The organism is Exiguobacterium oxidotolerans JCM 12280 (assembly GCF_000702625.1).
Classification (GTDB): Bacteria; Bacillota; Bacilli; order Exiguobacteriales; family Exiguobacteriaceae; genus Exiguobacterium_A; species Exiguobacterium_A oxidotolerans.
Genome location: NZ_JNIS01000001.1, coordinates 859,286 through 880,711 on the forward strand (window position 1 = coordinate 859,286; position 21,426 = coordinate 880,711).

Sequence of the window (21,426 nt, forward strand, 5' to 3'; positions counted from 1 at the left end):
ATTGTTGTTATAAACCCCTACTCCCTCCACAAAAATATCATTTTACTTTTTGATTATCTATATTAGTTTTTAGTATTTTCATTTTTTGTTTTTGAGGTATTGGAACTATATAAGATCCATAAGGTAACAAACTGATCAAAAAAGTTAATAAAACAGATAATGCAATAGTTAATATCAGAGTAAATACAAACATATTACTAGAGTTAATGCTTTGGGTAAGTCCTATAAACCTCAGAACCTTAATAATTAATGGATGTGTTAAATATACACCCATAGAATAGTTACCTAAAAACGTAAATATTCTATTGCATATATTATCTCGTGTAACAAAATCATGAAAATAATTTAAAAAAACTAAGAAAAACGGAATATATATTAAATTAGATATATTTGTAGAAGTATACAATACATTTAAGTCTATGCTTATAAGAATATCTAAAAACAAAATAAAAATAACGATTACTAAAAAAGATTTATATTTAATCATTATCAACTTCAATTCTTCGTAATAATTAGCATAAATAATTCCTAACATAAAGTATGGAATCCAGTTTAAAATAAATGCTTTACTATTGATAATAGCGAATAAGAATTCATTGTTAATATCTACTCCATCATTTAGTATCCATAAGAAATTTAAAATAACTGAAATTAAAAGACCAGATATTAGAAATAAACCTTTTTTTAATTTCTGCAAAATTGGAAACAAAAATAAAATTGTATAACTGTCAAAATAAAATATAAATGAAAATTAGCGTTTCCATATACGAAATATGAAACAATACTTAAGTCTTTATTTAAGCTATGTTCAATTGAACCTCTATAAATCAAGTAAATACTACTCCAAATAATGTAAGGTAAAAAAATTTTTGTAAATCTTGACTTAAAAAAGTAATGAAAATTAAAACCTCTTCTTAATTTAATACAGAAGATGTCAATAGAAATGCACTGAATACAGCAAATACAGGTGTTCCTAAACGGGCTATTTGATTTATATAACCAATAAATTCATTAGAAAAAACTTGATTTGAATAGTAAATCCCTGCAGTAACATGTACTGATACAACTAATATAGCTGCAATAGATCTAATTATTGGTATTTCTTCATAGTATTTCAAATTAATACTCCTTTGTTAATTCAATTGTTATGGACAGTTTATCAAATTAAGTGCAACACTTCTAGAGAAGTCCTCATATACAGTTTTACTGTCAAGACATTTTCTTAGTCTACAATTGATCAAAGCGAGTGCCCGGGACAGTTTAGAACGACTGATCTTTTTAAAAACTATCCAGCTTAGGAAAAATTCACGGAGAAAACAATTCCCGTTTTGCTACTCCGACTTTTCCAAGAAGAGCTGGGATCGGGAAGTACAATGGTACAACTAATGCTTCATGAACCCTTTCATGACAACTGAACTCTTTTCCACGATCTGTCTTAACGTTTGGAGTAGTTCTGCTGGGAAAGAAGCACAAAGTGCATGAAACACCTCTTTAATTGAGTCAGAAATCATACGTCCTCATGGTTTCTAACACTTTTCTTTTTGACCAGAAGACCAGAACGGGCCTCGATGAGGCGACTTTACATTATACGATAAATCGCTTTGAATGATGGTTTTTTCCGCTGGAAATAAATATCCTCTAACCTGCTCGAGAGACTATTTCGCTTGTAAGTTATCGAGAATGTGAATTTCTTTTTCCTTCGTTATCTTTATCCGTGCACCACACTTCTTTTTTGGCTCTTTCTGATTTAAAAAGATGAACATAGTTCGTAATGAATTTTCCATTAAATATGGTGTCGTAGCTATATTCTATACGATTTCGTTACGGACTTCTTTTGTGCTTTCTCTTAGGTATTTTACTTAATATTATAATTCGTAAACAAAAAAATTATAAAGTTCACTAAAAATATTGATATTTCAAAATGAAAATAATTAGAATAAAATTTCTTTCCATTTATTCATTATTTTTTTAGAGTCATATAGATTTAAAATTGTTTCTTCAGCATTGTAACCGAGACGCAATAACTTCTCAGGATTTTGTATAAGATTTAGAATTTGCTCTGACATAGCTATTATATTTCTATTTTCAATTAAGTATCCATTAAAATCATTAACTAAAAAATCTTTAGGACCATAATTTATATCAAATGCAATTAAAGGTTTTCTATGAAGCATAGCTTCAATCATACTTAATCCTTGTCCCTCATACTGAGAAGTAGAGATCACGCAATCAAATGTATTTATAACCTCTGAAGTCTTAGAGGTATACCCCATTAATTTAACGTTTGCATTCAGCATCTTATCAGAAATAAGATTTTCAATATTTTCCTTTTCCGGACCTTCTCCATATATTTCAAAAATCACTTCATTATCTACTTTAACAACCTGCTCTGCTACTTCAATTAAATAATTTATGCCTTTAGTAACGACCATCCTAGAAATATGACCAATTTTTTTATTTGGAACTTTATCTATAATCTTATCAGGATTTTTTATAAAATTACTGATTACAAATATATTTTTTACTTTATATTGTTCTATTATATCTATTTTTTGGGCCTCTGTTAAAACAATTACTCCATCAATATTATCAGCATTTTCAATAATATAGTTTTCTTGTTTCTTCACCGAACCATTATCATCAAAATTTTTAAAATGGTTAACGTGTATAACAGCAAATTTTTTAACCTTATTAAATGAAGTATTTAACATTTTAGGGAAACTTCCAGGACCATCACATATTAAAACATTTTTTTCCGAATCTTTTACAATACTTTCTATAAAAAAAGTTGAAAGTTCAATATTGTTTTTGAACTGTTTATTTTCGCTTAATAAATAAATAGATCCAATCGCTCCACTTACAGGACTTAAATTTCTAGACAGATATGGAAAACTATTTTTATCAAAAAAAACTTCGCAGATTACTTTGTTTTCATTATTAAAAACATCTTTCTTAACAACTTTATCATCAAAAAAGTAAAAGCGTTCTTTTCTAGAATTATTATTAAAAGTATCAATTATATACGAATTCTTATTTTTACTCTCTTTTTTAAATGCTATATACTGACCAGTAAAACTATTGAAATATCTTGAAATATTCTTAGTCTCCTGTACTTGAATAGTATCTTTAAAAAGCAATTTAAATACTTTGTAAATTTTTTTATTCGTTTTATTTCTTATAGAAGAAGATTTTTCTTCAAAAAAATTAAACATATTAATCATTTTTGTTCTACTATCCATCTTACCCTGTTTTATTAATTGATCAATAATTACATTATAATTTGTTTTAAAATCAAATGTAATAACATCTGCATTAATGCCGCTATTGTAAAACTCTTTACTTCTTTCTAACATTGCAGTCGTCATTCCACCCTTATTTACATCTAATTCATGAACAATCATAAACACATTTTTCAAAAGTAAATCCCCAATCTAAAAATAGTTATAAAAAACGTAATTAAAACAACAAAAATTAAATCTACAATACAAAAATTAGACGGTATTTAACAACAACACCGTCTAATTCTTATGTTAATTAGAAGTTTAAAACTAAACGTACAGATTATCCGATTGAACCTTCCATCTCGAACTTGATGAGACGGTTCATTTCGACTGCATATTCCATCGGCAATTCTTTTGTGAATGGCTCGATGAAGCCCATGACGATCATTTCTGTTGCTTCTTCTTGTGAAATCCCGCGGCTCATAAGATAGAACAATTGTTCTTCCGAGACCTTCGATACTTTCGCTTCGTGCTCAAGCGAGATGTTATCGTTGAGGATTTCGTTATACGGAATCGTATCCGATGTCGATTGGTTATCCATGATGAGTGTGTCACATTCGATGTTCGAACGCGCTCCGGTCGCTTTACGGCCGAAGTGGACGATTCCACGATACGTGACTTTCCCACCATGTTTCGAAATCGATTTCGAGACGATTGTTGAAGACGTGTTTGGCGCAAGGTGAATCATTTTCGCACCCGCGTCTTGGTGTTGTCCTTTACCTGCGATGGCGATTGATAATGTCATACCACGTGATCCTTCACCTTTTAAGATGACGGCCGGGTATTTCATCGTCAATTTCGAACCGATGTTACCATCGACCCATTCCATCGTCGCGCCGGCTTCACAGATCGCACGTTTCGTCACGAGGTTGTAGACGTTGTTTGCCCAGTTTTGGATCGTCGTGTAACGGCAATAGGCATTTTTGTTGATGAAGATCTCAACGACCGCCGAGTGAAGCGAGTTCGTCGTGTAGACCGGTGCCGTACATCCTTCGACGTAGTGCACGGATGCTTCTTCGTCAACGATGATGAGCGTCCGCTCGAATTGGCCCATGTTTTCCGAGTTGATCCGGAAGTATGCTTGAAGCGGCGTATCCATCTTGACACCTTTTGGTACGTAGATGAATGAACCACCCGACCAAACCGCTGTGTTCAAGGCAGCGAATTTGTTGTCTGTCGGCGGAATCAATTTACCGAAGTACTCACGGAACAAGTCTTCGTTCTCTTTGAGTGCTGTATCTGTATCTTTGAAGACGATCCCTTGATCTTCAAGTTCACTCTTCATGTTGTGGTAAACGACTTCTGATTCGTACTGTGCCGAAACCCCTGCCAAGTACTTTTGTTCTGCTTCCGGGATACCGAGTTTGTCAAACGTACGTTTGATTTCTTCCGGTACTTCATCCCATGATTTTTCAGCACGTTCCGACGGCTTCACGTAGTACGTGATATCGTCAAAACGAAGATCTGATAAATCGCCACCCCAAGCTGGCATCGCTTGCTCGTTGAAAATCTTAAGCGATTTCAAACGGAAGTCGAGCATCCATTGTGGTTCTTCTTTCATTTTCGAGATCGTTTCGACGACTTCTGTCGTCAAGCCACGTCCAGAACGGAAGATCGAGATATCGCGATCGTGGAAACCATATTTATAATCGCCAATTTCAGGCATGTTCTTAGCCATGTTCATTTCCTCCTCTTACTTACTGACCGAAGTTACTTGCCTTCTTCCACGCCACGTTCGAGCGCTTTCCAAGCAAGTGTCGCACACTTGATACGTGCTGGGAATTTCGTCACACCGGAAAGTGCTTCTGCGTCCCCAAGATCAAACTTCTCATCATCATAGTCTTTCCCTTGAACCATCTCAGAAAAGATTTCTGCGAGTTGTAATGCTTCTTCGACCGTTTTTCCTTTGACGATCTGTGTCATCATCGACGCGGACGCCATACTGATGGAACACCCTTCGCCGTCAAACTTCGCATCTTGGACGATATCGTCTTCGATCGCGAGCTGTAAGCGAATCGTGTCTCCACACGTCGGGTTATTCATATCGATCGTCACGCCTCCCTCGATCGCACCGCGATTACGAGGAGTTTTATAATGATCCATGATCACTTGACGGTACAAGTGATCGAGATTGTTAAAATCCATGACTGAAATACTCCTTCGTTTGACGAAGTCCTGTCACTAAGGCATCGACTTCTTCTTGCGTGTTATACAAGTAGAAGCTTGCTCGTGCGGTTGAACTGGCACCGAGCCAACGCATCAATGGTTGTGCACAGTGATGACCAGCGCGGACTGCGACGCCTTGCATGTCGAGTACCGTCGCGACATCATGTGCATGGACATCGCCGAGATTGAATGTGACGAGACCGACACGTTCTTCCGGACCATAAATCGTTAATCCGTCGATTTCACGCATCTGTGCCATCGCATACCGTGCGAGTTCACGTTCATGGGCTTCGATGTTCTCTAGACCAATTTCTTCTAGAAAATCAATCGCTGCCGACAGACCGACTGCTCCCGCAATGATGGGTGTACCGGCTTCAAAACGGTACGGTGATGGTTTGAACGTCGATTCTTCAAGTCCGACGTAATCAATCATCTCGCCTCCGAATTCGACCGGTTCCATCGCATTCAGTAATGCTTTTTTACCATATAAGACGCCGATTCCTGTTGGTCCACACATTTTATGGGCAGAAAACGCCAAGAAATCACAGTCGAGATCGACGACGTCAATTTTTTGATGTGGTGCACTTTGCGCTGCATCGACGACCATGACGGCACCGACGGCATGCGCGAGTTGCGCCACTTCTTTGATTGGATTGATCGTACCGAGGACGTTCGAGACATGTGCCATCGCAACGACTTTCGTCCGATCGGAAATTTGTGCTTTGACCGCTTCGATCGTCACACGACCATCAGCTGTCAAATCGACATATTTCAGTTTCGCTTTTTTCTTTTTCGCGACTTGTTGCCACGGAATGAGATTCGCATGGTGTTCAAGGTAGGTGACGACAATCTCGTCCCCTTCTTGCACATGCTCCATTCCGTAACTCGACGCGACGATATTAATCGCCGTCGTCGTCCCACGGGTAAAGATAATTTCTTCATGGTGTTGCGCCTTGATGAAACGACGTACGTTTTCACGCGCACCTTCGTACGCATCCGTCGCTCGTGTTCCGAGCGTATGGACGCCACGGTGCACATTCGAATGAACCGTCTTGTAGTAGTTGTCGATCGCTTCGATGACGACGAGCGGCTTTTGTGACGAAGCCGCACTATCTAAATAGACGAGTTTCCGGTCATTAACCTGTTGGTCAAGAATCGGAAACTGATTGCGGATGGATGCATCGATTCCCATATTAGTTTACTTTCCCTTCAATCACTTGAACGAGACGTTCCTTAACGGAGTCAATCGCAAGCTCAGAGACGACAGGTTGTAAGAAACCATGAACGACAAGACGTTCTGCTTCTTTACGTGACAATCCACGGCTCATCAAGTAGTAGAGTTGGAGTTCGTCGACACGGCCGACAGATGCCGCGTGTCCTGCCATGACGTCATCTTCATCAATCAAGAGAATCGGGTTCGCGTCACCACGTGCCTTTTCAGACAACATGAGCACACGTTCCGTTTGGACTCCGTTTGATTTCGACGCACCATGGTGAATCATTGACGTTCCGTTGAAGATTGATGTCGCAGCATCTTTTTGGACACCGTGAATCAAGATGAATCCTTCAGATCCTTTACCGAAATGATCTGTCCGGACGTTGAAGTTTTGTTTTTGATCGCCACGACCGACAGTAACGGCTTTCGTATCTGAGAACGAATCGTTCCCGACGAGATGCGTTTTCGTTTCTGTGATCGTATGGCCGTCATTCATGTGACCGAGTGCCCATTCGAGCTTCGCGCCTTGTTTGACGACACCACGGCGGTTCATATACGTGACAGCACCTTTCGCAAGCGTATCAACGCCTCCGAAAAGAACTTTTGCGTTCGCTTCGACGAATACTTCCGTCACGACGTTGACGTTATGTGCTTCTTCGCCGTAAGAGACGAAGCTTTCGATATACGTCAATTCGCTGTCTTGATCGGCAACGATGATTGCGTGGTGGTAAAGTGCGCCGCCTGCTTGTTCGAGCGTATAGATCGCTTGCATCGGTACCGTCAGCTTAACGCCTTTAGGTACATACAAGAATGTTCCGCCGTTCATGAGCGCTGCGTTGAGTGCTGCGAGACGGTCTTCATTGACGTTAACGCCTTCTGTCATGAAATACTTCTCAACGAGTTCCGGATGATGCTTCATTGCATCTTCAAGCGTTGTGAAGATGACACCGTTCGTTGCCTCACTGTTTTGCGCATGGACAAGTTGTCCGTTACGCGTGATCAACATATGGTCACGGTTTTCACCGATTAATGTTTCGATATCCGGCGTGAGACCTGTTGCTGTCTCAAGGTCTGCTGTGCCTTCTGTGAAGTTCCAGCCACCGATTTTAATTTTTTCTACTTTTGGCAATGCGAGCGTTGGGGCAAGATCAAGTGCATCTTGGCGCTTAGAAATCATCCAAGCGGGCTCCCCTAAGCGAGTCGCACGTTCTGCCACTGCCTCGCGATTTACGGCAAGATTCAGTTCTACAGTCATCATGCTTCCTCCCTCGTCTTACGCTTTTGTTTCGATTTCGACTTCTTCGATGCCGAGTTCTTTTTTAACCCAGTCATATCCTTCTGCTTCAAGACGGTGTGCAAGTTCTTTTCCGCCAGACATGACGATTTTTCCACCCATCATGATGTGGATGAAATCAGGCTCGATGTAGTTCAAGAGACGCTGATAGTGCGTGATGATGAGGCAACCGAACTCAGGTGAACGCATTTCGTTAACACCTTTTGCAACGACTTTAAGTGCATCGATATCAAGACCTGAATCGATTTCGTCGAGGATTGCGATTGCTGGTTTCAGCATCGTCATTTGAAGAATTTCGTTCCGTTTTTTCTCTCCGCCTGAGAAACCTTCGTTGAGATAACGGTGTGCCATTTCGCCTGGCATTTCAAGAAGTCCCATTTGCGCGTCAAGTTGACGGATGAACTTCATGAGTGAGATTTCATCGCCTTCTTCGCGACGTGAGTTGATTGCTGAACGAAGGAAGTCAGAGTTTGTAACACCACTGATTTCGCTTGGGTATTGCATGGCGAGGAACATTCCTGCTTGCGCACGTTCGTTAACTTCCATCTCAAGAACATCTTCGCCGTCGAGTGTGACTGATCCAGATGTTACTTCATACGTTGGGTGACCCATCAATGCAGAAGCGAGTGTTGATTTACCTGTCCCGTTTGGTCCCATGACCGCGTGGATTTCGCCGCCTTTGATTTCTAAGTTAACGCCTTTCAAGATTTCTTTGCCGTCGATTGCGACGTGTAGATCTTCAATCTTCAAGTGTGAAGCCTTCATGTAGAATCCCTCCATCTATTCATTTCGTGTCTGACGATTCAGTTCACGAGAGTTACTAATTTAGTATCATTCTAATCTTAATGAATCATACCACATTATTCAAGCGTCATCGCTCATGGTTTTTTCTCAAAATGAAGCCTTTTAGTGAGAATGACTTTAAAGTGATACGACTTCTTTCTCTTCTTCCACCTTCGATCGTCTGTGAACCCGCTGTGACAGTAAGAGCAGTGGGATTCCGAGTAATGTCAAGAGGGCTAAGCAACCAAAAATCGGCAACGGACGATCGGCGCCAAAATAAAAAAGTAATTGTCCGCCGATGACCGGTCCGATTGACTGACCAATCGATGTTAAGCCCATCGCTCCAAAATAACTGCCCCGTAATTCCGGTTTCGCAAAACTATCGGTCAAGATATCCGTCATCGTGAACATCATCACTTCCCCGCACGTGAAGATGAACATCGCACCGATCATTAACCAGACCGTTCCGGCATTCCCCATGACGAATAAACCGAACGCGACGGTCGCAATCCCGACCGTAATCGAGACGAGCGGCGACGTCTTCATCCCGAATTTCATGATCGGGTACTGGACGACTAAGACGGTCACAGCATTAATCGTGATCAATAAAGCAAACAGACTTGTCCCACCGGACAGTAACGTCGTCGTCGTCAAAAATTGCGGCAACGTCGAGTTGAACTGACTGTAACCGAGAATCCCGAAGATGATCCCGGCGAGGGCAAACGTGAAAGCGACATCCGTTTTCAACAGTTGAACCGTTGCGCCGAACGAAACTTTTTTCCCGCCGTGACTTTCTGTGATCGGATACCGCTGAAACAAGATAAAAATCGCAATCCCATACCCGAGGTAAACGAATGCCGTTATATAGAAGGTAATCGCCGTATTGCCGGCACTGAGCAATAACGCAATCCCCGGTCCGATTGCCGCCGCGACATTGATCATGGCGTAACGGATGTTAAAGACGAACAACCGGTTTTTTTCATCCGTCGTATCACTAATCAAGGCACGGGCGGACGGTTCGAAGATGGAACGAAACACGCCGTTTAAGGCACTCAAGGTAAAGAACGCCCAAAACGTCTCGACCTGGGCCAAGGCGATGAAGACAAAGACGAAGCCAAGTGTTCCGGTCAGCATCATTGTCCGGCGGCCGTAACGGTCAGACAAGGTCCCACCGATGAAACTCATGACGAGACTCGAGACGGCTGAAATACTGAGGACCCAGCCGACATCGACCGGGCTAAACTTTAACACCGTCGATAAATAAATCGCAAAGAATGGCATCGTGATGAACGTCCCGAGCCGCGAGAAAAATGTTCCGAGCAGGACGCCGATCGTCAATGGATGTAACTGGCGTAAACGGTGCAACTAGAATCCCCCTTCAACTAAAAAAATAATGCATCCTTCCATTATATAGGAAGAATGCATCATTCGAGTGAATTATTTGCTGACCGGAACAACGGCCCCTTTGTATTCTTTCGTAATCCAATCCTGGGTCTTTTTCTCGTGTAAGATATCGAGCAATGCCGTCACACGCTCGTCTTTTTCATCACCTTCACGCGTGACGATGATGTTGACGTATGGTGAAGACTCATCTTCAAGGGCAATCGTATCTTTCAACGGGTTCAAACCGTTATCGATCGCGTAGTTCGTATTGATGAGGACTGCATCGCCTTCATTGTTTTTGTATGCTTGCGGTAAGAGTGATGCTTCGATGTTTGTTTTAAACTTAATGTTCTTCGGGTTTTCCGCGATATCTTTCAGTTGTGCATCAGTTGTTTTACCGTCTTTCAACTTGATGAGTCCTTCATTTTGAAGGAACGTCAAGACACGTCCACGCTCCGCGACGTTTGAGCTCGTCAAGATTGTTGCGCCTTTCGGTAACTCGTCAAGCGACTTATATTTCTTTGAGTAAACACCGAGCGGTTCAACGTGGGCGCCGCCTGCATTTTCAAATTTATAAGATTTGTTCTCTTTTTCCTGTTGCTCAAGGTACGGAACGTGTTGGAAATAGTTTGCATCGATTTCTTTTTCAGCGAGTGCCTTGTTCGGCAACACATAATCTTGGAACTTTTTGATTTCGAGTTTGTAGCCTTTTGCTTCATACTCTTTTTGAACGTGCTCTAGGATTTCAGCATGGGGAACGTTTGAGGCACCGATGACAAGTGTCTTCGCGTCGTCTCCTGACGACTCTTCCCCACATGCTGCAAGACTGACTGCTAAGACGGATACGGCTGCTGTACCGACGAATTTTTTCCAAAGTTTCATGAATAATTCCTCCCAAGTTAACTAAAATAGTATTATCGTTTATCGATTGCTTTTACGAGCAGGTCACCAATAATTTGAATGATGAAGACGATGACGAGAATCAACAATGTCGCGATAGCGATGACATCGTTTTGAGAACGCTGGAAACCTTCGATATATGCCATGTCCCCAAGTCCACCTCCTCCGACTACTCCGGCCATTGCCGTGTAACCGACGAGCGCGACGAGCGTAACGGTAATACCGGAGACGATTGCTGGTAGTGCTTCCGGAATCAACACTTTATAGATGATTTGGAACTTCGTTGCCCCCATCGATTCCGCTGCTTCGATGACACCTTTGTCGACTTCACGCAGTGCCAGTTCGACCATCCGCCCGTAAAACGGTGCCGCCCCAAGAATCAGTGCCGGAAGTGCCGCTGTCGGTCCTAAGAACGACCCGACGATGATGAGCGTCACTGGAATCAATAAAATCAACAATATAATAAACGGAATCGAACGGAAGATGTTGACTAAAAAGCTGAGCACGGAATACAGTGCCCGGTTCTTAAACAATAAGTCTTCATTCGTCGCGTACAACAATAGACCAATGATTAAACCGAGTATGAAAGTCGCTAGACCCGCGACGGCTGTCATATAAACGGTACTGCCAGTCGCCGTCCAGACCATTTCCCAATCGATGTCGTTAAAGAATGTCGTCATCGGTGATCCACCTCCACTTCAACGTCACTCGCTTGAAGTTTCGCGATGACCGCTTGTGTTTCATGTGCTGCACCAATCAGTTGGATGAACAACGTTCCGAGTGCACCGTCCTGCGTCTGTCCGACGTTCCCGCCGATGATATTAAATAATAAGGTCGAATCTTTCATGACTTCTGCGAGAATCGGACTTTCTGCTGTCGAACCGACGAATGTCAGCTGGACGATTTTCCCGGTCGGATAGCGCTCACGGAGTTTCGCGAACGTTAACTCGTTTTCTGTAGACGACGTCAGTTGTTTGACGAATTCTTTTGTCATCGCTTGTTTCGGATGCCGGAAGACTTCTGAAACAGGACCCTGTTCGACGATTTTTCCGGCCTCCATGACGGCGACCCGGTGACAGATTTTTTGAATGACGTGCATCTCGTGTGTGATCAAGACAATCGTCAGTTTCAGTTTTTTATTGATGTCGACGAGTAACTCTAAGATTGAGTCCGTCGTTTTCGGATCAAGGGCACTTGTCGCCTCGTCACATAATAAGACGTCCGGGTTTGATGCCAATGCGCGGGCAATCCCGACACGTTGCTTTTGTCCACCGGAGAGTTGCGATGGATAGGCACCTTCACGACCATCGAGTCCGACGAGTTGAATCAGTTCGGCGACCCGTTCTTTCCGACGTGCTCTCGGATATCCGCCGAGTTCGAGCGGGAACATGATGTTTTCTTCGACCGTCCGTGACCAAAGCAAGTTGAAGTGTTGGAAGACCATCGAGACGTTTTTCCGGACACCACGTAATTCTTTCGGTCGTAACGTCGTCATCTCGACACCATCAATTTGAATCGAACCGCTTGTCGGTGCTTCCAACATGTTCAGCAGGCGAATCAAAGTTGACTTCCCTGCACCGGAATAACCAATTATTCCGAAAATTTCGCCGCGCTCGATCGTGAGATCGACGTTTGCGACAGCTTCGACTTCGCCGCGCTTCGAGCGATAAATCTTTCCTACATCCTGTAAACGAATCACTACTGTCCCTCCTAAACATAAAAAAAGTGCGCACGTTTTAGAGCAAACGCGCGCACTTTCGGTACACAAAACCATTTGCTCTCATCTTGCAGACGTTCGTCTGCTGGAATTAGCACCACTTCGGAAATAAATTCCGCGGTTGCCGGGTTTCATCGGGCCAGTCCCTCCACCACTCTTGATAAGAGTTATCGGTATTTAGTTGTTTTTAATATATTTTGAATATTAGCAGGGGTTATTTTGCTTGTCAAACAGTTTTTTCAGAAACTTTTTCGAGCAGACTGAAAGCATGCGTTAAATCTTCTTTCAAATCCTCTGCATCTTCAAGTCCGACCGAGATCCGGACGAGACCATCCGTGATGCCGAGTTCCGCACGGCGTTCTGCTGGAATCGACGCATGTGTCATCCGTGCCGGAACGGAAATCAAACTTTCGACCGCCCCTAAGCTTTCAGCCAGCGTGAAGAAGTGTGATGCTTCGACAAGTTTCTCTGCATTTGCAGCTGAACCGACATCAAAGCTGATCATCCCGCCGAAACCAGTCGCTTGTTTTTGTTGGATCGTATGACCGGGATGCGATGCGAGTCCCGGGTAAAAGATGTTCGAGACGACGTCTTGCGCTTGCAGGAAGCTGACAAGTTCATGTGCTGTCTCTTCGATCGCTTCCATCCGGATACCGAGCGTCCGCAGACCACGGACAAGCAGGAAGCTGTCTTGCGGTCCGAGAATTCCACCCGTCGAGTTTTGGATGAAGTGGAGTTCTTCGCCGAGCGTATCATCGTTGACGACGACAAGCCCTGCGACGACGTCCGAGTGTCCGCCGATGTATTTCGTTGCACTATGCAGCACGATATCTGCCCCCAGCGCGATTGGTTGTTGCAAGTACGGTGTCGCGAACGTGTTGTCGACGACGAGCTTCAAGTCGTGGCGACGCGTGATCGCTCCGATCGCTTCGATGTCCGTCACTTTTAATAACGGGTTCGTCGGTGTCTCGACGTAGAGCATCTTCGTGTTGTCCTGAATCGCCGCTTCCGTCGCAGCAAGATCCGTCGTATCGACGAATGTCACTTCGATGTTGAACTTCGGTAAAACACGTTGCATCAAACGGAACGTTCCGCCGTAAACGTCGTCCGTCATGACGATGTGGTCGCCGGACTGAAGCAGGTTAAAGACAGCATGAATCGCCGCCATTCCTGATCCGAATGCGAATCCACGGACTCCCCCCTCAAGATCAGCAATCAATCGTTCGATGCTCGTCCGCGTCGGGTTTGCTGTGCGCGAGTACTCATACCCGTCTTTTAATTGACCGATTTTTTCTTGCTTATATGTGCTCGTTTGATAGATTGGCGGCGTAACGGCACCCGTTGCCTTGTCTACACCCGTTCCTCCGTGAATCAACGCTGTTTTTTTACGCATGTGTCTCGTCCACCTTTTCAAAGATTTGTTGGCTCAAATACCGTTCTGCACTGTCTGCGAAGACGGTGACAATCGTACTTCCAGGATGGCGCTGTGCGATATCGAGCGCCGAGGCGAGTGCAGCTCCTGCTGAACTGCCGACGAGTAACCCTTCACGTGCCGCCAGTTCATGGACCTTCGTAAAAGCATCCGAATCAGAAATCGTATGAATTTCATCGACTAGGTCGTGCGAAACGAGACTTGGCCACTTGGCTGTCCCGATTCCTTCTGTTTTATGCGGTCCGGCTGGCCCTCCGTTGAGGACAGAGCCTTCCGGTTCGACGATTGCACCTTTTGTCCCGAAACGTTCTTTTAAGAACGCCGTCGTTCCGGCAAACGTCCCACCTGATCCGCATCCGGCGACGAACCAGTCGATGTGACCGAGTTCCGCCACAAGCTCCGGACCAAGTGTCCGCTGATAGGTGACCGAATTTTCTTCGTTTTCGAATTGCAGTGGCACATAACTGTTCGGTATCGTTTGTCCGAGTTCTTTCGCCTTATCGATTGCGCCCTGCATATCGAGTTCAGTCGGCGTGTTGACGACAGTCGCGCCGAGTGCCCGCATCAACGTCTGTTTCTCTTGACTGAACTTTTCCGGGACGACACAAATGACCTGTAAGTCATATTTTTTAGCGGCGAGCGCCAAACCGATGCCGGTGTTGCCGGCAGTCGGTTCGATGATCGTTCCGCCTGGTGTCACGTACCCTTGTTCGATTGCGGCATCAACGAGTTGGATACCGAGGCGGTCTTTGACGCTGCCCCCAGGGTTCATCCATTCGAGCTTCGCCAAAATCCGCGTACCAGCAGGCAAATCGAATGAAGTAATCTCGTACAGTGGCGTATTTCCGACGAGGTCGCGGACTGACTTCGCGATCATCCGAAGACGATGTCCCATTCGTCGCGACCGGCAAGCATTTTCTCGGCATAGTGCTTCGCTCCTTTAAGGTCGTGTGCGCTCGCAAATCCACATTGTGTTTCGTTTTGTGCCGGAATCACTTCAGCCGCTAAGACGTCGTTCAGTGTCTTCTCGACGAGTTCACTCATTTTTTCGACTGAGTCAAAGTTCATCATCGCCATGTAGAAACCAGTCTGGCAGCCCATTGGCGAAACATCGATGACGTCGTCCGAATAGTTGCGGATGTTTTCAGCGAGTAAATGTTCAAGTGTGTGCATCGCACGCATCGGCATTTGCTCGACGTTCGGTTGTGTGAAACGAATATCATATTTGACGACTTGGTCGACTTTACCGTCTTTATAGCCTGCTACACGAATATATGGCGCTTTGACTTTCGTATGGTCCAAGTTAAAGCTTTCTACGTTCATTTTTTTGATTGTCATGATTTATTCCCCCATTTTCTCGGCTTCTACGAGCCAGACGAAGTGATTGTATTGTGTGAATGTCACGTCAAATCCGCGTGACGTAAAAATCTGTTCCATCACTGGAATCAGTGGATAAAATTCGCGTTCTAAATCTTCTGCAAGGTTGTCAAACCCTTGAGTTTTTGCTTCTGCAATCGTTTCTAGACGTGCTGTCTCAGAAACAAACATCGTATCGGCATAGACGATTTTTCCGTCTTCCGGTAAAATCGCTGCCATCAAATCGACGGCCTGTCCTTTTTCTTCATCCGTCAAATGATGAAACGCATAAGTCGAGACAAAACTTTTTGCCTCTGCTGCTTCAAACGATAAGAAATGACCATCTTGAACAGCCAGCGCCGGAATTTTATGGATTAAGATGTCGCGCATTTCCGGACTTGGTTCAATCGCAAGTACGTGCTCATGACGCGCAAGCAAACGTTGCGTCAAGTTGCCTGTCCCTGCGCCAAATTCGGCAACGGGTGACATCGCTTTTTCGGCGACCGTCTCTAATATGTCGTCATAACGGCGAAAGACTTCTTTGTACTCCGGATCTTGCCCCGTTACTGTGTCGTCGTAAGATGACGCCCACTCTGTAAATACATCCATGAAACGTACTGTCATGCCCTTCCGTCCTCCGTATCCCACTTTTAATTCCGACTAATCGGATATGAATTAAAGTAATTTCCTTAATCGCATTGTAGCAGGGACAATTCTGATTAGCAAGACGACAGCTTCAAAATCTTTCGGAAACAAAAAAAAGGCGTTGCCGGAGAACCGACAACACGAATAATGTGGTTAGAAATGCAACGAAGGAAAACCCAGCTCTGATGCGAACTTCTTCGTTCGTCACATCAGAGGACGGCGCCCTTTCGAACTATAAAAGCAGGATGTCACAGTAGTCAGATCGACCACTCGAATCCACCATCTCTTTTTTGAACCGCTTCGTCTTTGGGGGACGACTTAAGGGGAAACAGAAAAAAAGATTTAGGATGTCATTGAATGGTTCTAAATACGAGAAACATCAAGTTCTATACCTCTGCCAGACTTCCTATAAAAGCATTTCTAGAAGTTGATATGAATATACCATTCATAAATTATCATTGTCAATGAATTATTGTAAATATTCCGACAATTTAACGTAAAGAAAAATCATCCTATGATTTTTCTTGTTATTCTGCACAAAATGCAAAGACGTTTTGGACGTTTTGGAACGCATATAATCGCTCTACGACTTGATGATCCTTTACTTTCAGTAATGCCGGTACACTCATGACCTGCGCCTGCTCTAAAAATTCAGGAATGAAATTTCCGTTTGCTTTTTGGATCCATTCCTCGTCTTTCGTCGCTTCGACGATGTCGAGCATTCGACTGGCGATGGCACATGTACCGCACATCGGTGCATAGACATACAACAACCCGTTTGCTGGTACTTCTGTTACTTCCTTCATCTTGACCCCTCCTGTTATCCAGTGCTTCTGAAGCCAGTATACAAAAAAAGGACAGCGATGAAACGAAATCGTTTCACCCCTATCCGCCTTACCGTAAGTAATTACTCGTTAATCATTGATTTGTATGCCGCAGCATCCATCAATGCTTCAACTTGTGACTCATCTTCTAGCTCGATATCAACCATCCATGCACCTTCAAATGGTGATTCGTTAACGAGTTCTGGGGAATCTGAGAGTGATTCATTGATTGCAACGACTTTCCCTGAAATCGGTGCGTACAACTCTGAAACCGTCTTGACCGATTCAACCGAACCGAACGGCTCGTTGATTGAGATCGTATCTCCGACTTCTGGAAGCTCAACGAACACGATATCACCGAGTTCGTGCTGTGCGAAATCCGTGATTCCGATTCGTGCTTTGTTGCCTGTTACTTCGACCCATTCATGCTCTTCCGAATACCGTAGATTGTCTTTGACTTGACTCATTTGCGATTCCCCCTGTGTTCTATAGTGGACTAACGGTTTTAGTATACCAAATTCAATCGACTTCTTAATACCATTTTCCTTGATACATCTCTTCTTTAAATCCAAGTGTCACATCTGTCCCGTCCGTGACGATTGGACGTTTCAACAGCATCCCGTCACTCGCGAGCAGCGCATACTGCTCTTCTTCCGACAAGTCGGGTAAACGATCTTTCAGACCAGCCGCACGATAGGATTGACCACTCGTGTTAAAGAATTTTTTCAACGGTTCGCCACTTTTTTGATGGAGTTCGCGAATCGTCGCGGCACTTGGTGTCTCGTCGACGATGTGTTTGTTATCGACTTCGACGCCGTTGTTTTCAAGCGCCTTCTTCGCTTTGACACATGTACTGCATTTTGGATAGCCATACATCGTTACCATGTTTCATCACCTCACCTTTAAGACTAGCAGATAGATCAGTGTTCCTTCAAGCGCGCGAGTGCCGCATCAATTTGATCTTGATGATGGTGATCGTGGGCGATGAACGACGCGACGAACTCACGGGGACAAAAGCGCCCTTCATACGTCTGTTCATACTGCGCGTCCGTCAACCGTCCGAGTTGCGTCACGAGTTCGCTTCGAACCGCGATTGCTTTTTTCAGTAACGTCAATGCGTCGACATGATGCGTATACTCGACCGCTAACCGGTTGAACTCATCAAAGTCCGTCTCAACTAACGTCAGTCGATCGTCAGGGAGCTTCGCGACAGCATGATCGAGGTAATACCGGTCCCATAAGAACAAATGGCCGACACACTCCTGTACCGTCCATTTATCGATCGCGAGCGGCGACTGCCACTCTTCATCCGATAAACGCTCGAGCGATTTGTAGTAGTCGACTGCAAACTGAAGTTCTTTTACATCTTCACGCATCGCTATTCCCTCCTCAAAAAAATTCGCCTTTACAGAGATTTTCCCTGCAAAGGCGAACTCGTAAACCTGACTTAGACGAGATATTTGTTAGCTTCAATCAAACGTTTCGCAATCGCACGTTTCGTGCCGATCGAGTTGATTGGTTGGTAACGGCTGAATTTCTTCAGTGCCGACAGTAACATCCGTAACTCGTCTCCACTTGCTGCTGCGTAGAGTGTTTCTTTCGCGTCACGTTCGACGCCTTCGAATGCCTGTTGGGCGAAGACTTCTGTATAACGGATTTTGAGTTCGCTCTTCTCGACACCTTTCGAAGCGATCGCTTTTTCCGTCCGGACGATGGCTGACTCGAGCGCATAGATTGCACTCATGATATCGGCCGTGTTCGCGAGAATTTCCTGTTCGCCTTGTAACTTATCTTGATATTTCTGAACAGCTGTTCCAGCCGTCAATAAGAAGATTTTTTTCATCATCGCGAGCAAGTGACGTTCCCGGTCAAGTGGCTCTGTTCCGACTTCTGTCGGCATGAAGCTCATGACTTCTTGTTGGAGGCGTTGCGCTTCCGCTAAGAGTGGTAACTCGCCTTTCATCGCTTTCTTCAAGAGTGTACCTGGTACAAGCAGACGGTTGATTTCGTTTGTTCCTTCGAAGATCCGGTTGATCCGTGAATCACGGTACATGTTTTCGACTTCATATTCCGCCATGAAACCGTACCCGCCGTGGATTTGCACCGCTTCATCGATGACATAATCGAATGTCTCAGACGCAAAAACTTTGTTCATCGAACATTCAATCGCGTACTCGGCAATCGAATCAGCAACGCGTTTGCCGTCTTTGCTTTCTTCTTCCGACAGCTGATCGAGACTATCTTGGAAGAGACCGCCTGTCCGGTAAACCGAGCTTTCCATCGCATACGTTTGGGCTGACATCGTCGCCAGTTTCTCTTGGATCAATGGGAATGAGCTGATCGGTGTTTTGAATTGTTTCCGTTCGTTCGCATACTGAACGGCGAGATCGATCGCGCGTTTTGATGAACCGACAGCACCGACAGCGAGTTTGTAACGTCCGACGTTCAAGATGTTGAAGGCGATGACGTGCCCGCGGCCGATTTCACCGAGGACGTTTTCGACCGGTACTTCCGCATCTTCTAAAATCAAGGTCCGTGTCGATGATCCTTTGATGCCCATTTTTTGTTCCTCAAGACCTGTCGAGACGCCTGGGTACTCACCCTCGACGAGGAAGGCCGTGAATTTATCGCCATCGATTTTCGCATAGACGACGAACAGACTGGCGAAACCGGCGTTCGTGATCCATTGTTTTTCACCGTTCAAGATATAGTGTGTCCCGGCTTCGTTCAAGACAGCTGTCGTCTTCGCGCCGAGTGCATCTGACCCCGAGCCCGGTTCTGTCAACGCATATGACGCGATCCATTCACCTGACGAGAGTTTCGGCAAGTACTTTTGTTTTTGCTCTTCGTTTCCGAAGAAGACGATTGGGAGTGAACCGATTCCGACGTGTGCGCCGTAGCTGAGGGCGAATGAACGACCACGTGCGAATTTTTCTGTGATGATTGAAGACGAGATTTTATCCATTTGGTAGCCGCCGTATTCTTCCGGAACGTCTGCCCCGAGAAGACCGAGCTCGCCTGCTTCACGCAAGAGACCGACTGAAAGTTCGAACTCATGTTTTTCGATCCGGTCAAGCACGGGAACGACACGATCTTCGACGAATTTCGCCGTCATGTCACCAACCATTTTATGTTCTTCTGAAAAATCCTCCGGTGTAAAGAGACGCTCTGCTTTTAATTCATCCAGTACAAAACTTCCACCTTTAATCAATTCGTTTGTCGTTTGGCTCATTGTCCTGTTCCTCCTTCAACTAATTCGAATACACCAGCAGCACCCATGCCGCCACCAATACACATCGAGACGACACCATACTTCGCATTGCGGCGTTTCATTTCATGTAAGAGTGATAATGTCAGTTTTGTTCCCGTACAGCCGAGTGGATGACCGAGTGCGATCGCTCCCCCGTTGACGTTGACGATGTCTTCGTTGAGACCGAGCTCACGGATGACTCCGAGCGATTGTGAAGCGAACGCTTCGTTCAATTCGATCAAGCCGACGTCTTCGAGTGTGATGCCTGCGAGTTCGAGTGCCTTCGGAATCGCGACGACTGGTCCGATCCCCATGACTTCCGGACGGACACCGCCGACGGCAAACGACTTGAACTTCCCGAGAATCGGCAGTCCTTGACGCTCTGCTTCCTCACGCTCCATCACGAGTACGGCTGCTGCCCCGTCTGATGTTTGTGACGAGTTACCGGCTGTGACACTGCCACCGAGACGGAAGACCGGACGGAGTTTTGCTAAGCCTTCTTTTGAAGAATCGGCCCGGACGCCTTCGTCATGCTGGACGACCCAGGATTTTTCTTCGACCTTCATGTCATCGTTGACGACGTATTCCGTCACTGTGACGGGGACGATTTCATCCGTGAACTTACCGGCTGCAATCGCGGCTGCCGCTTTTTGATGACTTTTCAGCGCAAAGGCATCTTGATCTTCACGTGAGACGTGATACGTTGCTGCGACTTGCTCCGCTGTATGCCCCATGCTCATATAATATTCAGGTTCCGATTCGACGATTGACGGGTTTGGACGAACGACGTGTCCCGGCATCGGGATTTGACTCATCGACTCGAGACCGCCGGCGATGACTGCCGTCGCTTGACCGGTCATGATTTTCATCGACGCATCAGCGATCGATTGGAGACCGGACGAGCAGTAGCGGTTGATTGTGATGGCCGGTACTTCGTGTGACAAGCCGCCAAGAACGGACGCGTAACGGGCGATGTTCATCCCTTGCTCTGCTTCCGGAAGGGCACAACCGAGAATGACATCATCGATTGTTCCCTCATATTTCGAACGCTTCAACGTTTCCTTAATCGCGATTCCTGCGAGTTCATCAGAACGCATCGCTTTAAATGACCCTTTTTTTGCTTTACCGACTGGTGTCCGCGCACCAGCGACGATTACTGCTTCTTTCATTCGAATCCCC

Annotated in this window: 22 protein-coding genes and 1 riboswitch; all 22 genes read right to left on the minus strand. The window is 44.9% G+C overall.

The window, feature by feature from the left end; translation table 11 throughout:
- Window positions 1–37: 37 nt before the first annotated feature.
- The gene (locus P403_RS16770) at window positions 38–709 is read right to left on the minus strand and encodes an acyltransferase family protein (protein ID WP_338042096.1); all 672 of its coding nucleotides are present in this window, start codon (window positions 707–709) and stop codon (window positions 38–40) included.
- A gap of 205 nt (window positions 710–914) precedes the next feature.
- Window positions 915–1,118: a hypothetical protein gene (locus P403_RS16775; RefSeq protein ID WP_235195171.1), complete on the minus strand. Its 204-nt coding sequence runs from the start codon at window positions 1,116–1,118 to the stop codon at window positions 915–917.
- A gap of 813 nt (window positions 1,119–1,931) precedes the next feature.
- Complete coding sequence (locus P403_RS0104420) at window positions 1,932–3,416, minus strand: glycosyltransferase (protein ID WP_029331270.1); 1,485 nt, start codon at window positions 3,414–3,416, stop codon at window positions 1,932–1,934.
- Window positions 3,417–3,561: 145 nt separating this feature from the next.
- Complete coding sequence (gene sufB, locus P403_RS0104425) at window positions 3,562–4,959, minus strand: Fe-S cluster assembly protein SufB (protein WP_028105809.1); 1,398 nt, start codon at window positions 4,957–4,959, stop codon at window positions 3,562–3,564.
- Window positions 4,960–4,991: 32 nt separating this feature from the next.
- Window positions 4,992–5,426, minus strand: coding sequence for a Fe-S cluster assembly sulfur transfer protein SufU (gene sufU / locus P403_RS0104430; RefSeq protein WP_029331275.1), 435 nt, complete (start codon window positions 5,424–5,426; stop codon window positions 4,992–4,994).
- A complete protein-coding gene (locus P403_RS0104435) occupies window positions 5,416–6,639 on the minus strand; it encodes a cysteine desulfurase (protein ID WP_029331277.1) in 1,224 nt (407 codons plus the stop codon). The genes sufU and P403_RS0104435 overlap by 11 nt, the downstream gene beginning before the upstream one ends.
- Window position 6,640: 1 nt before the next feature.
- The gene (gene sufD, locus P403_RS0104440; RefSeq protein WP_029331279.1) at window positions 6,641–7,918 is read right to left on the minus strand and encodes a Fe-S cluster assembly protein SufD; all 1,278 of its coding nucleotides are present in this window, start codon (window positions 7,916–7,918) and stop codon (window positions 6,641–6,643) included.
- A gap of 18 nt (window positions 7,919–7,936) precedes the next feature.
- Complete coding sequence (gene sufC / locus P403_RS0104445) at window positions 7,937–8,722, minus strand: Fe-S cluster assembly ATPase SufC (protein WP_012371204.1); 786 nt, start codon at window positions 8,720–8,722, stop codon at window positions 7,937–7,939.
- A gap of 156 nt (window positions 8,723–8,878) precedes the next feature.
- Window positions 8,879–10,105 carry an MDR family MFS transporter gene (locus P403_RS0104450; RefSeq protein ID WP_029331280.1) on the minus strand — a complete coding sequence of 409 codons (1,227 nt, stop codon included), beginning with the start codon at window positions 10,103–10,105 and terminating at the stop codon, window positions 8,879–8,881.
- 72 nt (window positions 10,106–10,177) lie between these two features.
- Window positions 10,178–11,005, minus strand: coding sequence for a MetQ/NlpA family ABC transporter substrate-binding protein (locus tag P403_RS0104455; protein ID WP_029331281.1), 828 nt, complete (start codon window positions 11,003–11,005; stop codon window positions 10,178–10,180).
- A 32-nt stretch (window positions 11,006–11,037) separates the two neighbouring features.
- Window positions 11,038–11,703: a methionine ABC transporter permease gene (locus P403_RS0104460; RefSeq protein WP_029331282.1), complete on the minus strand. Its 666-nt coding sequence runs from the start codon at window positions 11,701–11,703 to the stop codon at window positions 11,038–11,040.
- The gene (locus tag P403_RS0104465) at window positions 11,700–12,722 is read right to left on the minus strand and encodes a methionine ABC transporter ATP-binding protein (RefSeq protein ID WP_029331283.1); all 1,023 of its coding nucleotides are present in this window, start codon (window positions 12,720–12,722) and stop codon (window positions 11,700–11,702) included. Before P403_RS0104465 ends, P403_RS0104460 begins: the two co-directional genes overlap by 4 nt.
- A 78-nt stretch (window positions 12,723–12,800) precedes the next feature.
- Window positions 12,801–12,907, minus strand: a riboswitch (SAM riboswitch).
- A 59-nt stretch (window positions 12,908–12,966) separates the two neighbouring features.
- Window positions 12,967–14,133: a bifunctional cystathionine gamma-lyase/homocysteine desulfhydrase gene (locus P403_RS0104470; protein WP_029331284.1), complete on the minus strand. Its 1,167-nt coding sequence runs from the start codon at window positions 14,131–14,133 to the stop codon at window positions 12,967–12,969.
- Window positions 14,126–15,049 (minus strand): PLP-dependent cysteine synthase family protein, encoded by a 924-nt coding sequence (locus tag P403_RS0104475; RefSeq protein WP_029331285.1) that lies wholly within the window; start codon window positions 15,047–15,049, stop codon window positions 14,126–14,128. Before P403_RS0104475 ends, P403_RS0104470 begins: the two co-directional genes overlap by 8 nt.
- Complete coding sequence (locus P403_RS0104480) at window positions 15,046–15,510, minus strand: S-ribosylhomocysteine lyase (protein WP_029331287.1); 465 nt, start codon at window positions 15,508–15,510, stop codon at window positions 15,046–15,048. The genes P403_RS0104475 and P403_RS0104480 overlap by 4 nt, the downstream gene beginning before the upstream one ends.
- A gap of 3 nt (window positions 15,511–15,513) precedes the next feature.
- Window positions 15,514–16,152 carry a class I SAM-dependent methyltransferase gene (locus P403_RS0104485; RefSeq protein ID WP_029331289.1) on the minus strand — a complete coding sequence of 213 codons (639 nt, stop codon included), beginning with the start codon at window positions 16,150–16,152 and terminating at the stop codon, window positions 15,514–15,516.
- 548 nt (window positions 16,153–16,700) lie between these two features.
- A complete protein-coding gene (locus P403_RS0104490) occupies window positions 16,701–16,979 on the minus strand; it encodes a thioredoxin family protein (protein ID WP_029331290.1) in 279 nt (92 codons plus the stop codon).
- Between the two features lie 101 nt (window positions 16,980–17,080).
- The gene (gene gcvH, locus P403_RS0104495) at window positions 17,081–17,464 is read right to left on the minus strand and encodes a glycine cleavage system protein GcvH (protein WP_029331292.1); all 384 of its coding nucleotides are present in this window, start codon (window positions 17,462–17,464) and stop codon (window positions 17,081–17,083) included.
- Window positions 17,465–17,528: 64 nt separating this feature from the next.
- Window positions 17,529–17,882: an arsenate reductase family protein gene (locus tag P403_RS0104500; protein WP_029331293.1), complete on the minus strand. Its 354-nt coding sequence runs from the start codon at window positions 17,880–17,882 to the stop codon at window positions 17,529–17,531.
- A gap of 35 nt (window positions 17,883–17,917) precedes the next feature.
- Window positions 17,918–18,373 carry a DinB family protein gene (locus P403_RS0104505; protein WP_029331295.1) on the minus strand — a complete coding sequence of 152 codons (456 nt, stop codon included), beginning with the start codon at window positions 18,371–18,373 and terminating at the stop codon, window positions 17,918–17,920.
- A gap of 71 nt (window positions 18,374–18,444) precedes the next feature.
- Window positions 18,445–20,229, minus strand: coding sequence for an acyl-CoA dehydrogenase family protein (locus P403_RS0104510; RefSeq protein ID WP_029331296.1), 1,785 nt, complete (start codon window positions 20,227–20,229; stop codon window positions 18,445–18,447).
- Window positions 20,226–21,416, minus strand: coding sequence for an acetyl-CoA C-acetyltransferase (locus tag P403_RS0104515; RefSeq protein ID WP_029331298.1), 1,191 nt, complete (start codon window positions 21,414–21,416; stop codon window positions 20,226–20,228). The genes P403_RS0104510 and P403_RS0104515 overlap by 4 nt, the downstream gene beginning before the upstream one ends.
- Between the last annotated feature and the right edge of the window lie 10 nt (window positions 21,417–21,426).